Annotated in this window: 11 protein-coding genes; 3 read left to right on the top strand and 8 right to left on the bottom strand. The window is 65.4% G+C overall.

Annotated features, from left to right (window positions below; translation table 11 throughout):
- The first annotated feature begins 92 nt into the window (after positions 1-92).
- Positions 93-1,301 carry an MFS transporter gene (locus tag QAZ47_RS08180; RefSeq protein WP_278232889.1) on the top strand — a complete coding sequence of 403 codons (1,209 nt, stop codon included), beginning with the start codon at positions 93-95 and terminating at the stop codon, positions 1,299-1,301.
- A 61-nt stretch (positions 1,302-1,362) separates the two neighbouring features.
- Here QAZ47_RS08180 and QAZ47_RS08175 read toward each other — a convergent pair whose 3' ends face one another.
- Positions 1,363-2,256: a LysR family transcriptional regulator gene (locus QAZ47_RS08175; RefSeq protein WP_278232888.1), complete on the bottom strand. Its 894-nt coding sequence runs from the start codon at positions 2,254-2,256 to the stop codon at positions 1,363-1,365.
- A gap of 96 nt (positions 2,257-2,352) precedes the next feature.
- Between QAZ47_RS08175 and QAZ47_RS08170 the strand changes: the two genes are divergently transcribed.
- Entirely contained in the window at positions 2,353-3,309 is a 957-nt protein-coding gene (locus QAZ47_RS08170; RefSeq protein WP_278232887.1) for an SDR family oxidoreductase, read from the top strand.
- Between the two features lie 63 nt (positions 3,310-3,372).
- Here the strand turns inward: QAZ47_RS08170 and QAZ47_RS08165 are convergent, their stop codons facing one another.
- From QAZ47_RS08165 to QAZ47_RS08135, 7 genes are all read right to left on the bottom strand, one after another.
- Positions 3,373-3,531: a DUF3309 family protein gene (locus tag QAZ47_RS08165; protein ID WP_071094864.1), complete on the bottom strand. Its 159-nt coding sequence runs from the start codon at positions 3,529-3,531 to the stop codon at positions 3,373-3,375.
- Positions 3,532-3,627: 96 nt separating this feature from the next.
- Positions 3,628-6,804 (bottom strand): efflux RND transporter permease subunit, encoded by a 3,177-nt coding sequence (locus QAZ47_RS08160; protein WP_278232886.1) that lies wholly within the window; start codon positions 6,802-6,804, stop codon positions 3,628-3,630.
- Positions 6,805-6,881: 77 nt separating this feature from the next.
- Positions 6,882-8,054: an efflux RND transporter periplasmic adaptor subunit gene (locus tag QAZ47_RS08155; protein WP_278232885.1), complete on the bottom strand. Its 1,173-nt coding sequence runs from the start codon at positions 8,052-8,054 to the stop codon at positions 6,882-6,884.
- A 2-nt stretch (positions 8,055-8,056) separates the two neighbouring features.
- Complete coding sequence (locus tag QAZ47_RS08150; RefSeq protein WP_278232884.1) at positions 8,057-8,338, bottom strand: hypothetical protein; 282 nt, start codon at positions 8,336-8,338, stop codon at positions 8,057-8,059.
- Between the two features lie 82 nt (positions 8,339-8,420).
- The gene (locus QAZ47_RS08145) at positions 8,421-9,836 is read right to left on the bottom strand and encodes a coniferyl aldehyde dehydrogenase (protein WP_278232883.1); all 1,416 of its coding nucleotides are present in this window, start codon (positions 9,834-9,836) and stop codon (positions 8,421-8,423) included.
- Between the two features lie 121 nt (positions 9,837-9,957).
- Positions 9,958-11,088 (bottom strand): patatin-like phospholipase family protein, encoded by a 1,131-nt coding sequence (locus QAZ47_RS08140; protein WP_278232882.1) that lies wholly within the window; start codon positions 11,086-11,088, stop codon positions 9,958-9,960.
- Between the two features lie 523 nt (positions 11,089-11,611).
- On the bottom strand, positions 11,612-12,697 hold the full coding sequence (locus QAZ47_RS08135) for a citrate synthase/methylcitrate synthase (protein ID WP_278232881.1): 1,086 nt from the start codon (positions 12,695-12,697) through the stop codon (positions 11,612-11,614).
- 90 nt (positions 12,698-12,787) lie between these two features.
- Here QAZ47_RS08135 and QAZ47_RS08130 point away from each other — a divergent pair, with 90 nt between their 5' ends.
- Positions 12,788-13,954 carry a citrate synthase gene (locus QAZ47_RS08130; protein ID WP_278232880.1) on the top strand — a complete coding sequence of 389 codons (1,167 nt, stop codon included), beginning with the start codon at positions 12,788-12,790 and terminating at the stop codon, positions 13,952-13,954.
- The last annotated feature ends 217 nt before the right edge of the window (positions 13,955-14,171 follow it).

Here is a 14,171-nt window from a genome sequence, read left to right as displayed (position 1 = left end):
TTGGTCCAAGCACTTCCCCACCGCGGTCCTTGATTGCAAATTGAATCGATCTAATTTGCCACGCGAACCCTTTGCATGGCGGATTTCAAAGCATGAGCCTGCAGACCACGATGCTAGCCGCGACGCGCGGCCGCTGGGCCGTTGCCGGCATATTCCTGGCCAACGGTTTCTTGACTGGCAGTTGGGCGCCGCAGATCCCGGTTTTCCTCACCCGGCTGGACATCTCGAAATTCACGCTCGGCCTGCTGATCCTGCTGTTCGGCGTCGGCGCGGTGATGGCCATGACCTGGTGCGGCCACCTCATTTCCAGGCACGGTTCGCGCGCCGTGCTGCGCTGGTTCGCCCTCTGCGGCAGCTTCGGCCTGCTGGTCGTCGCGCTTGCCCCCAACGTGTCGCTAGCGGCCATCGCCATGCTCATCTTCGGCGGCTCGATCGGCGGCATGGATGTCGCCATGAACTCCAACGCCGTGGTGGTGGAAAGAAGACTGTCCCGCGCCATCATGTCGTCCTCGCATGGCTTCTGGAGTCTCGGCGGCTTCGCCGGCGGCGCGCTTGGCGGCTACACCATCCAGAGTTACGGTCATCTCGCGCACGCGATCGCCGTGACGGCGATTGCCTTGGCGCTCGTCGCCTTCGCCATTCGCTATCTCGTCGCCGAGGACAGACCGCAGGTCGCCGAACACCGGAAATTCACCCTGCCGAGGCACACAATCGTCTATCTGGTCGGGCTGATGGCGCTGCTCACCATGGTTTCCGAGGGCGCGGTGCTCGACTGGGCGGCCCTCTACCTCCATCAGGAACTCGGCGCCGACCTTGCCGTTGCCGGCCTCGCCTACGCCGCCTTCTCCGGCGTCATGGCGCTCATGCGCTTCCTGGGCGACGGCGTGCGCAACCGCTTCGGCGCGGTGGCGACGCTGCGCGGCTCGGCGCTTGTCGCCGCCACCGGCATGTTCGTGGCCGGCCTCTCGCCCTCGCCTTATCTTGCCGTTGCCGCTTTCGCCTTCTGCGGCTTCGGCATCGCCAACATGGTGCCGATCCTGTTTTCGGCCGGCGGCAACCAGGAAGGCATGTCGTCGGGCACCGGCATGAGCGTGGTCACCACGATGGGCTATTCAGGCATCCTGGTGGCGCCCTCGGCGATTGGCTTCGTCGCCGAGCGGGCGAGCTTCGGCCCGATCTTCATCGCGCTCTCCGGCCTGCTGGTCATCGTGCTGCTGATGGCGAGCCTCGCTCACCGCGCCGAATTCGCGCCCGAGCCTGATGATTTCAGGTCGGATCGACCTGAAATCATCAGGCTCTAGGATCAGAGAAGTAGAGCATGATGTCGTCCGAAAACCGCTTCACGCTTTTCGGCATCATGCTCTAGCCGGCGCCGGCCGAGTAGCGCTTCAGCTCCTCGTGCAGGAAATCCGCCACCCGGCGGATGCGCATGCTGGTGCGCACGTCGCGATGCATGGCAAGCCACACCGGCAGCGTCGGCAAGGGCACGTCCGGCAGCAGCTTTTCCAGGTCCGGATTGCGATTCGCCAGCGGCTCCTGGCCGATGCCGATGCCGTTTCCTGCCCGCACAGCCTCCCAAAGGACGATCTGATTGTCGGTCCTGAAGCGGAAATGGCTGCGGCCGACCGGAATGCCGTAGGCGGTAAAGCCGCGGATGATCTCGTCACTGCGGTCGAAGCCGATCAGTGAATGGTCGGCGAGGTCCCCAGGCTTTGCCGGGCGGCCGCGCCGGTCGAGATAGGATTTCGCCGCGCACAGGCAGAGCGGAATGTCGGTGACCTTGCGCGCCACCAATTCGTTCTGCGCCGGTCTGACCATGCGGATGGCGATGTCGGCATCGCGCCGCAGCAGGTTCTCGACCTGGTTCGAGGCGACGACCTCGACCTCGATGCCCGGCTCCTCCTCGCCAAGGCGCGCCATCATCTGAGGCAGCACGCAGGCCGCGACCACCTCCGAGGCGGCGATGCGCACCGTGCCCTCGATCGCCTCGACCGATCCCAGCGCCAGCAGCGAGAAGGCGTTGGCCTGCTCGCTGACCGCCCGTCCGCGCTCATAGAGCGTGCTGCCGGCTTCCGTCAGCTCGTAGCCGCGCCGTCCGCGCCGGAACAGCGTCACGCCCAGCGCCTGCTCCAGCTCGGCGATGTGACGGCCGAGCGTCGGCTGGCTGGCCTCCAGCCTGCGGGCGGCGGCCGAAAGGCTCCCGGTCTCGGCAACCGCGACGAAGCTCTTGATCAGGTTCCAGTCGAATTCCGCCATTCATTCCTGAATAACAGATCGCCGATCTCAGTCAATTTTCATTCAATGATGAAGGCATCAAATTAGCGGGGCAAACGCAAGCAACGGAGACGAACAATGACCAAGATCGCAATTCTCGGCGCCAATGGCCGGCTCGGCCGCGTCGTCGCCAAGGCCTTCATCGACGCCGGTTTCGACGTCCGCACCGTCACCCGCACCGGCAAGGTGCCGGCCGAACTCAAGGGCGCAACCGCAGTCGCCGGCGACGCGCTCGACCGCCAGTCGCTGATCCGCGCAACGCAAGGCGTCGACATCATCTTCAACGGCCTGAACCCGATCTACACCGACTGGGGCAAGTGCCTGCCGATGGCCGAGAACGTCATGGCAGCCTGTCATGCGAACAACGCGCTGCATCTTTTCCCTGGCACCGTCTACAATTACGGCTCGCCGATGCCGCGGGTGATCACCGAGGAAACGCCGTTCCATCCGACCACCGAGAAGGGCCGCATTCGCTGCGCCATGGAAGAGTTGTTCCGCCGCGAGGCCGATGCCGGCCGCGTGCGCACCATTCTTCTGAGGGCCGGCGACTTCTTCGGCGGCACGGGCAGCGGTTCCTGGTTCGATCTCGTCGTCGCCGCCAAGATGGCGAAGGGCGTCTACACCGCTCCAGGTCCGGCCGACCTCGTGCACGAATGGGCCTATCTGCCGGACTTTGCGGTCGCCTTTGTCGGGCTGGCGCGCAATCTCGACAAGCTCGGTTTCTACGAGGCGCTGAACTTCCCGGGCCACGCCGTCACCGACCTCGAGATCAAGGCTGCGGCCGAGAGGGCGCTCGGCCGCAAGCTGAAGCTCACCTTCATGCCCTGGTGGGTGCTGCGCGCCGGCAGCCCGTTCGTGGCCATGTGGCGCGAGATCGTGTCGATGTCCTATCTGCGCTTCGAGGCGCACCGGCTGACCTCGGCGCGGCTCGAAGAGGTCATCGGCGAGATTCCACACACCCCGCTCGACCAGGCGGTGGCGCAAGCCATGCAGGATATCGGCATCGCCGTCGCATCCTCGCGTCAGGCCGCCTGATCAAAGCGAGGAACATCCTGCAAACGAAGCGGCCGGGCTGCGGGAAGCCCAGCCGCAAATCGATCAAATCCGACCCATTAGCAGCAGGATCAGCAGAACGATCAAAAGAACGCCGACGATTCCCGACGGGCCATAGCCCCAGGCGCGCGAATATGGCCAAGCCGGGACCGCGCCGATCAAGATCAGAATCAGGATGATGATGAGAAGCGTGCTGATCGTCATGAAAAGCCCTCGCCGTATGGTTGAATATAAGAGGACAATGAAAAAGCCGCCCGGTTGTTCCCGGGCGGCTTTTGTCATCGGGCTCCGAAAAGCGCGCTATTCCGCGGCTTTGGGGAAGGCGATCGCCGGCTCGGCGCCGGCCTCCGCGACCGGCTCTTCGGCCGGCACCTCGCCCTTGCCGCGGCGGAACAGCCGGCTGAACAAGCTGCGCCGTGCGCCGGGCTTCACCTTGGCGCGGGTGAACACCATCAGCATCGAGGGCGTCACCACCAGCGTCAGAATGGTGGCGAAGGACAGGCCGAAGACGATCGCCGAGGACAGCGAAATCCACCATTGCGTCGACGGCGCGTTGATCGTCGTCTCGTGATGGAAGATTTCGAGGCCGAGGCCGAAGGCGATCGGCAGCACGCCGAGGATGGCCGAAACCGCCGTGAGCACCACCGGCCGCGCGCGCTCGCGGCAGGTCTGCAGCACCGCGTCCATCTTGTCCCAGCCTTCCTCGCGCAACCGGTCGTAGGTGTCGATGAGAACGATGTTGTTGTTCACCACCACGCCGGCCAGCGCGATGACGCCGATGCCCGACATGACGATGCCGAAGGCCTCGCCCGTCAGCAGCAATCCGAGGAACACGCCGATCGTCGCCATGACTACGCAGGACAAGACGAGCCACACGCTGGTGAACTTGTTGAACTGCGCCAAGAGCACCAGGAAGATCAGGAAGATCGCGGCGCCGAAGGCCTTGCCGAGGAAGGCGCTGGCTTCCGCGCTGTCCTCGTTGGATCCGGCGAGCTTCCAGCGGATGCCGCTGCCCAGGTTCATGTCGGCGACGGCCTTGGTGACTTCCTGCTGTACGGCCGCCACCTGCGCGCCGGCGCTGACATTGGCTTGCACCACCACGGTGCGCGCGCCGTCGATGCGGTTGAGGATGCCGACGGTCGGCTCGGGTTTCCGCACCACGAAGTTCGAGATCGGCACCGACCCCTGCGAGGTCTGAACCCTGAGCTCGTCGAGCGTCGACAGCGTGCGCCGGTCTTCGGGCAGGCGCAGCCGGATGTCGACCGCGTCGTCGGCGCCGGCCGGCCGGTATTCCGACAGCTTGAGACCGTTCGTCACCAGCTGCACCACCGTGCCCACCGAGGTCGGGCTGATGCCGTATTGCGCCGCCTTGGCGCGGTCGACCTCGAGCGCCCAGTCGACGCCGGGCGGCGGCAGGCCGTCCGAAATATCGATGACGTTGGGTATCTTGGCGATCCGCGCCGCCACCGCGCGCGCCTTGTCGTCGAGCCCGGCCGGGTCGGCGGCCGAGAGCCTGATCTGGATCGGCTTGCCGGTCGGCGGTCCGGCTTCCGGAACGCGCACCTCGACGTCGACGCCGGGAATGCCGGCCATCACCGCACGCAGGTCGTCGAGGATCTGGTTGGCGGACTTGCGCTCGCGCCAGTCGACGAACTCGTACTGGATCACGCCGACGACGTCTTCCGGTATGTCCTGGCCGCCGCCTTGCGTCTTGCCGACGCGCGTATAGACCGACTTCACGCCGGGCCAGCCGAGCAGCCGGTTTTCCGCCGTCTTGGTCGCGGCATCCATTTCGGCCAGCGAGAGATTGCCGCGGGCATGCACGTAGAGCAGGCCGTAATCCGGCTCGACGCTTGGGAAGAACTCGACGCCGGCGCCGTATTTCGAATAGGCGAAACCGACTCCCACCAGCAGGCCGACGGTGAGCAGGATGACGGTGATCGGGAAGCGCACCGCCTGCTTGACCACGGCCATGTACCAGCCGTCGCGATGATCGTCCTCGTGATGCGCCGGCGCCTTGGCGAAGATGGCGCCCAGCGTCGGCGCGAAGACCAGCGCATAGAGCATCGAGGCCGACAGTGTCACGATCAGCGTGATCGGCATGTATTTCATGAAGTCGCCGATGATGCCGGGCCAGAAGAGCAGTGGCGAGAAGGCGGCGATGCGCGTCATCGTCGCCGCGATCACCGGACCGGCCATGCGCTTGGCGGCTAAGGCGAACGCCTCCGCCTTCGGCATGCCTTCGCTCATGCGCCGTTCCGCGAATTCGGTGACGATGATGGCATCGTCCACCAGCATGCCGACCGCCAGGATGAGGCTGAACAGCACGATCATGTTGATCGTGTAGCCCATCATCGCGAGCAGCAGGATGCCGATCAGGAAGGATGAGGGAATGGCAAGCCCGATCAGCAGCGAGGCGCGTCCCGACAGCGCGTAGAGGATGACGATGAACACCAGGATCACCGCGATCATCACGTGGTTCTGCAGGTCGCCGAGCAGCTGGTTGACGAAGACGGACTTGTCCTGCGTGTAGGTGACATGCATGCCTTCCGGCATCGTCTTGATGAAATTGTCCGACACCTCCCTGACATGGTTCAGCGTGTCGATCAGGTTGGCGCCGATGCGCTTCTTCACCTCGATGGCGATGGCCGGTTTGCCGTCGAGCCGGGTGACCGTCTCCGCATCCTTGAAGGTCGAGCGGATGGTGGCGATGTCCTTGGCCTGGACCACGGCATTCGGTGTGGCGACGACCGGCAGATTGGCGACATCCTCCGGCGTCTCGATCAGCGACGGCACCTTGACCGCGTATTTGCCTTCGGAGCCTTCGAGATTGCCGGCGGCGACAAGGCTGTTGGAGGCGCCGACGCCTTGCATCACCTGGTCGAGCTGCAGCCCGTAGGAGGAAAGTTTCACCGGGTCCACGACGACCTCCACGAGATCGTCGCGGGAGCCCTGCAGCGAGCCTTCGAGCACGCCGGGCACCTCCTCGATGCGGTCACGCAATTCGCGCGCCGCGGCAGTCAGCACGCGCTCGGGCACATCGCCCGAGAGCGTCACGACCAGAACCGGGAATTCGGAGACATTGACCTCGGTGACGGTCGGCTCCTCGGCCGCCTGCGGCAGGTCGGCCTTGGCGTCCTGCACTTTGCTGCGCGTATCCTGCAGCGCCGTGGCCAGATTGGTCTGCGGCTGGAATTCGACCAGCACGTAGCCGCCGCCCTGGAAAGCGGCGGAACGCATTTCCTTGAGTCCCTTGAGGCTCTTCAGCTTGGTTTCCATCGGCCGCAGCAAGAGCCGCTCCGAATCCTCCGGCGAGATGCCCTGGTAGACCAGGCTGACATACATCATCGGAATCGGAACATCCGGCTCCGCTTCCTTCGGCGTCGACTGATAGGCGACCCAACCCGCGACGAGCAGGAACATCAACGCGGATATTGTGAGCCGGGCGTTGTGGATGGCGAGTCTGACGATGTCCATGACTTATGCCTGCTGTTTCTTGGGGAGCTGCGGCATGGGCCAGCGCGGTGCCGTCGAGCCGGCGCCGCGCGGACGCGCTACTGCGTGCCGGCGGCGGCTTCGCTGATCAGCTTGTTGATGGTCGCCTGGTCGGCCTCGACGGGCTTCACCGGATCGCCCTCCTTCACCAGCTCCTGGCCGGCGACGATGATGCGCGCATCCTGCGGGATGCCGCCGAGCACCAGTCCGGTCGGGGTGTCGTCGACGAGGTCGATCGGGAAGAACGCCACCTTGTTGTCCTTGCCGACGGCGCGGATGCCGAGATCGCCCTTGTCGCCCAGGGTGACCACCGAACGCGGCAAGAGCACCGCATCGGTCGGCTCTGCGCTGAGCGTGATCTCGGCCGTCATGCCGGCGGGGATGGAGCCATCCCCGTTGGGGATCGCCACCTCGACACGGAAGGTGCGGGTCTGCGATGAGGCATCGCGGCTGATATAGCGCACCGTGCCGGTGACCTTCTGGTCGTTGACCAGGCGCACATTGGCCTCGTCGCCGATCTTGATGTAGCGCAGGTCGCGCTCGCTGATCTCGCCGCGCGCGATCACCGGGTCGAGCTTGAGGATCGTGGCCACCTCGCCGCCCTGCATGACCGAGCTGCCGAGCTCGACCGGCACGCGGTCGATGACGCCGTCGAACGGCGCCTTCACTTCGTTGCGGTCGAGTTCGGCCTGCGCCGTCTCCAGCATCGACTGCGCCGCCGTCAGGTTCGAGCGAGCGGTGTCGAGCTGCAGCTTGGGCAAATTGCCGGTCTTGGCCAGCCGCTCGGCGGCATCGAGCTCGGCCTTGCGTTGCGCCAGGAGCTGCCTGGCGTTGTCGACGTTCGAGATCTTCTCCTCGGCAGCGAGCATCAGCACCAGGTCGCCCGTCTTGACGTGATCGCCCTGCTTGACCGGCAGCTTGTCGATGACGCCGCCGACGCGCGTGGCGAGCACCGCCCGCTTGTCGGCCTCGGTCAGCCCGGAAATGCGGATGGCGCGCGCATAGGTCTTGCGCGGCGGCGTCACCACCGCGACGGTGCGTGGCGCGGCCTTCGGCTCGGCCTCCGCCATCTTCGGCTTGTCGGCCCCGGGTTGGGCGGCCTTGCCTGCTTCTCCCGCCTTCTGGTGGTCGGCGGCACTGCCCACGGACGAGAACTCGCCCGTTGCCATCCAGGCAGCGAATCCGATGAGCACAGCAATGGCTGCAAGCTTGTGAAACCTGATTTTCGGCATCGTCATTTTTCCGTTGCAGGCTTGGCGAGGTCGGCGCCTTCGACTCCCGGGCACGCGGCCGATATGGGTGCGCGCAAAGCCGTCTTCAATTTGCCGTGATCGGCGAAGCGCGCTTCTACCTCAAAGTTGCGGCGCAATATAGTGACAAAAATTGCAGCATCATTGCGCCCCCAGCCGTGGCGGATAGGCTTTTTTCCAGTTTTCGACACTCGACTGGCCGGCTTTTCCCAGTCCAGGCAGATTTTTCGCGTGCTCGAACACCTAATGGCAGTAGGCGTCAGCATGATGCGGAATTTTTTCGCGCCATGACTTGCTGCATTGGCACGAGACGCGCAAAGGACGCGCCCACTCCGAAAATAAATGCTGTCAGCCGATCAGGTTCAGCAACCGGAACAGCCGCTCGAACGTCCTGCCATAGGGTGGCCTGAGCAGGCCGCCGGCGCTGAGCCTGGACTGGACGAAGATCGGCTTTTCCTTGCTGAAGGTCCGAAAACCCCATTCGCCGTGATAGGCTCCCATGCCGCTCTCGCCGACGCCGCCGAATGGCTGCCGCTCCTGCACCAGGTGCATCATGCAGTCGTTGACTGTCACGCCGCCGGCGACGGTTTCCCGCATCATCCTTTGGCGATTGGCGCTGTTCTTGCCGAACCAATAAAGCGCAAGCGGACGCTCGCCGCGGTTCACATGCTCGATGGCGTCATCGACCGTACCGTATTCGAGGATCGGCAGCACCGGCCCGAAGATTTCCTCGCGCATCAGCCGCAGGTTCTCGGCGGCATTCCTGACCAGGACGGGCGCCATCTTGCGGTCGCCCACGCCAAGCTTTTCATTGGCCGGGTTGACCTCGGTGACATCGGCGCCAGCTTCGCACGCCTCCGCGATCATCTCGCTCAGGCGCCGGTGGTGCCGCTCGCTGACGATCGCCGTGTAATCGGGATTGTCGCGAAGGCGCGGATAGAGCCGCGCCATCGCGGCGGCGAGTTTCGCGGCAATCGCTGCACCTTGCCCTTGCGGGACCATCAGATAGTCGGGCGCGATGCAAGTCTGGCCGGCATTCAAGAGCTTGCCATAGGCGACGCTCGCGACGGCCGCGTCGAGGTCGCAGGACGCGTCGAAGATCGCCGGCGACTTGCCGCCGAGCTCGAGCGTCACCGGCGTCAGATTGGCGGCCGCGGCCAGCGCCACCTGGCGGCCGACGGCGGTGGAGCCGGTGAACAGGAGATGGTCGAAAGGCATCGACACGAATGTCTTGCCGACGTCGGCATCGCCGACCACCACGCTCATCTCGTCGGGAGAAAAATGCTCTTCGACCAATCGGGCAAGCAGGTCGGAAAACTTCGGCGTCAGCTCGGACGGCTTGAGCAGCACGCGGTTGCCGGCGGCCAGAGCGGCGGTCGCCGGCGCGATGGCGAGCTGGAACGGATAATTCCACGGCGAGACGATACCGACGACGCCCAAAGGTTGCGGTAGAAGGCGGTTGCGGCCGGGCAGGAACGGCAGGCTGGTGGCGACGCGCCGCTCGCGCATCCAGCCGCGCAGATGCCGGATGGCGTGCCTGATGCCGGCGCGAACGACGAACAGCTCCGCGAGCCGCGTTTCCTGAGCTGACCGTCCGGAAAAATCGCTGTCGATAGCCGCGCAGATCTCGGCCTCGTGCTTGTCGGTCAGCGCCAGCAGGCGCTTCAGCCGGTCCTTGCGCATATCGAGGCTCGGGAAGGGCTCCTTCTCGAAAGCCCTGCACTGCGCTTCAAACCTGACCCCGATCTGTCTGGTCTGCAGCATCGCCACCTCCGTTTACGTCGAGGTAAACTACTCGCCCGTCGCGGGTGAATCCAGCGCGTCGCCGCTTCCGCAGGGGAATGCTTCGGCACGAACGAACGTTCAGGAGGAGTTTGGAAGCGATCTACGCCCGGCGGCGCGTCGCCTCCGGCTTCATATGCGCGGCGAGGAATTCCTTGACCCTTCGACCAGGCGCCGGGCCGCGCATCGGCTTGAAGCCGTCGTCGAGCTCGCCCGACAGGTCGAGCGTCGCGCGCTTGCCGACGGCGTCGTAGTTCTCCTCCAGCCAGTCGCTGGCCGCGCTTCGGCCGAGGTCGCGCAGGTAGGCGAGGAAGGCCCATTCGGCATTGACCTTGGACGATGCCGAGAGGTCTTTGAAGGCCTCGTCGGCATCGATCCGGTGCATGCGGATGTCGCGGTACTCGCCATGCGGCAGCCGGCCTGCCGCGATCAGTTCCTTGACGAAAGCGATCGAGCGGAATTCGCGCAGGAGTCCGGCGTTGAAGGTGATCTCGTCGATGCGGTTCTGGATCTCGTTGGCGCTCTTCGGCGTGCCCTCGCGCACCACCGGATTGATCTGCACGAGCAGCACGTCCTCGGTCGCCGCCGTCTTGAAGAAGGGATAGAGCGCCGGATTGCCGCCATAGCCGCCATCCCAATAGGGCACGCCCTTGATCTCGACGGCACGGAACAGTTGCGGCAGGCAGGCGGAGGCCATCACCGTGTCGAGGTCGATCTCGCCATCCGAGAAGACGCGCAGTTGTCCGGTCTCGACATTGGTCGCCGAGATGAACAGCTCCATCGACTTGCAGGCGCGCACATTGCCGAAGTCGATTTGTTTCTCGACCACGTCGCGCAGCGGGTTGAGGCCGAGCGGGTTGGCGACGTAGGGCGAGAAGACCCGCGACATGGTGTCGAAGAAGAAATAGCCGGGCGTGTTCTCGATCGACCAGTTGCCCCACACCACGTCCCACGGCATGCGCTGCACCGGGCTGAAGCGGCCCTTCGAGGCCACGGCGCGCCAGAAATCGTCGAGCTTCCTGCGCGCGCCCTCGACGCCGCCGCGGACGAACCCGTCGGCCAGCGCCACCGCGTTCATGGCACCGGCGCTGGTGCCGGACACCGCCGCGATCTCCAGCCGCCCGTCCTCGAGCAGGCGATCGAGCACGCCCCAGGAGAAGGCGCCGTGCGAACCGCCGCCCTGGAGCGCGATGTTGATCTTTTTCTTTTCCTCCGCCTTGCCGTTCTTCGCCATGGCGTTCCTTGTCTCGATACCCCGGCGTGCCCCAGCGTCATCGCGCGGAGCAGCTGCCGTCAGCTTATGTTGCAGTGCAGCATATAAGGATGAACCAAGGCAAGAACACGAAAACACAAGCGTGATCGGTTAAAATTTCGGTCATGTGTGGGTTCTTTCCTCGCTCCACGAAAGTGGCTAGGGGATGCACACGTTCTTCCGTGCTGGCGTGACTGATCGGGCTGAGGCTTGATTGCCACGTGGTTCCCCCAATCCGTCGCTGCTTCGCAGCGCCACCTTTCCCCCCTCCGGAGGGAAAGGAAGGGAGCGCTGCTGGACAAGCATTGACGGCAAAAAGCCTGGCGCCTTTCCTCTCCCCCGTCGATCGGGGGAGAGGTGGCTCGGCGTAGCCGAGACGGAGTGGGGGTCGACCAGCGCTACATTAGACAATGCATGCGCCAAGCCATGCACGCTATCGCCAAAGACCAGCCGCTTGGAAATGTGTGCATGCCGTAGACGAAAATGGGGGTGAGGAACTGCTATCTCAAGCCACCAGATTGGGTACCGGCCCGACATAGCGCGACTGCGGCCGGATCAGCCGTCCGGTCGCCTGCTGCTCGCGTGTGTGCGCGATCCAGCCGGCGACGCGGCCGGCGGCAAAGACGTTGGAGAACGCTTCCTTGGGGAAGCCCGCCGCTTCGAGCAGCAATGCCGTGTAGAATTCGACATTGGTCTGGATCGAACGCTGCGGCTTGGCGACCCTCAGCACGTCGAGCGCCGCCTGTTCCACCCTTTCGGCGAAGGCCAGCCTGCTGCCGGTCTGATTGCTGGAACCGAGTTGACGCACGACCGCCTTCAGCACGTCGGCGCGCGGATCGCGTACGCGGTAGATGCGATGTCCGAAGCCCATGATCCGTCCGCCGCGCGCGATCTCGTCGCGCAGCCAGGCTGCGGCGTCGCCGCTCGCCTCGATCGCATCGAGCATCTCGATCACCGGTCCCGGCGCGCCGCCATGCAGCGGTCCCTTGAGCGCGCCGAGCCCGGCCAGGATCGCCGAGGTCAAGCCTGCCTGCGTCGACGCCACGACGCGCGTCGCGAAGGTCGAGGCATTGAGCCCGTGATCGCAGACCGTCGCCAGATAGGTGTCGAGCGCCTTGGCAAGCGCCGGCGATGCGGTGCCGCCGAGCATTCTCAGCATATCGGAGGCATGATCGGCGCTTGCATCCGGAGGAAGAGGCTTCTCGCCGCGACCGAGCCGCAGCAAGGCTGGCGTCAGCACCGCCGGCGCCGCGATCAGCCTGAGCGCGTCGGCAAGCGCCTCGCCGTCCGGCAAAAGCGCTATGCCGGCACGCACGGCGCTGTAGATATCGAGCGGCGCGAGCTGGCCAAGTATCGGCTGCAGCCGTTCGAACACCTCGACGCGCGCTTTGCCGATCGCCTGCTCCAGTTCGCTATCGCCGGGAAGCTCATCGAAAAAGCCGTCGAACAGCAGATGGACCACCTGGCCGAAGCGCCAACGGCCGGCGAGTTCCGTCAACGAGTGGCCTCGGATGGTGAGATGGCCGCCCGCGCCGTCGACATCGGAAAGCACCGTGTCCGCCGCAACCACATCATCGAGCCCGTTCGCCATGACTGTCTCCTTGACCTTTCGTGCAACGCAATTAATGCTGCTCAATCAACGCATCAATCTTGATCAACTGAATCAATGTAAGGTCTGGGCATGTCCGAGTGGCTGACGCGGGAGGAAGCGCTGGCGCGGCTCAACGTCCGGCCGCAGACGCTCTATGCCTATGTCAGCCGCGGCCGCATCGGCATGCGGCCGGATGGGGCCGACCCGCGCCGCAGCCAGTATCGCGCCGACGACATCGCGGCGATTGCCACCCGCCGGGCACGCGGACGCAGCCCGCAGGCGATCGCCGAAAGCGCCATCGCCTGGGGCGAGCCGGCGATCGCCACCGCCATCTCGACTGTGCTGCATGGCCGCCTCGTCTATCGCGGCAAGGATGCCGCAGCGCTTGCGGCGATGGCGACGCTGGAGGAGACGGCAGGGCTGCTTTGGGCGTCCGGCGCCCCAGTGTCTTTCGCGTCGCTGACCCCTTCGACGGTTCGCGAGAGCGGCACTCCGACGGCTTTTGCGAGGCTCTCGGCGCTTGCAGCCGCCGGCTGGCCTTCGCTTGGTCGCAGGCCAGCCATGCTGCAGCAGGACGGCGCCAGCGCCACGAGCGTGCTTGCGGCATCCCTCGGCGCAAGTCCGGGGGCGGAGCCGGTGCATGAAAGGCTGGCGCGCGGCTGGTCGGTCGACGCCGCCGGCGCCGATCTCATCCGCAAGGCGCTGGTTCTGCTCGCCGATCACGAGCTCAACGCCTCGACCTTCGCCGCGCGCGTCGCCGCCTCCACCGGAGCGCCGATCGCGGCCTGCCTGCTTGCCGGCCTCGCAACGCTCACCGGTCCGCGCCATGGCGGGGCCGGCGCGGCCGCCCTGAACCTCGCCGAGGATGCCGAACGGTTGGGGACGAACGAAGCGGTCGCGCGCTGGCTGGCTCATGACCGGCCGCTGCCCGGCTTCGGCCACCAGCTTTATCCCGAAGGCGATCCGCGCGCGGAGGCCCTGCTCCCTGATGTCACGATCGACGACGGCTTGCTGCGCTTGCGCGACGCGGTGCTTGCCGCGACCGGCCTGCATCCGAACGTCGATTTCGCGCTTGCCGCGCTGACCAGGAGTCTGCATCTGCCTGCCGATGCGCCCTTCCGCCTGTTCGCGCTCGGCCGCAGCGTCGGCTGGACGGCGCACGCAATCGAGCAGGCGACGAGCAACAGGCCGATCAGGCCGCGAGCGCGTTACGACGGGCCGGTCGAGAGGGACCGACGGCTTGGAGCAACCGTTTGAGATTAGCCGAAGCGGCTCTCACCCCGTCATCCTAGGGCGGAGCAAGGAGCGAAGCGACGCGCGCAGACCCTAGGATCCATGCCGTGACGCTAAGACGTTGCAACGGTTACAGAATTCTGCACTGGTGCGCCCCACGGCGTCGGTCACGGCATGGATCCTCGGGTCAAGCCCCATAGGCGCTAACTTAGGCTTGACGGTGATCGTGGTGAGTGATTCA

Source organism: Mesorhizobium sp. WSM4904, assembly GCF_029674545.1.
Classification (GTDB): Bacteria; Pseudomonadota; Alphaproteobacteria; order Rhizobiales; family Rhizobiaceae; genus Mesorhizobium.
This window is presented reverse-complemented; position numbering and strand designations above follow the sequence as displayed.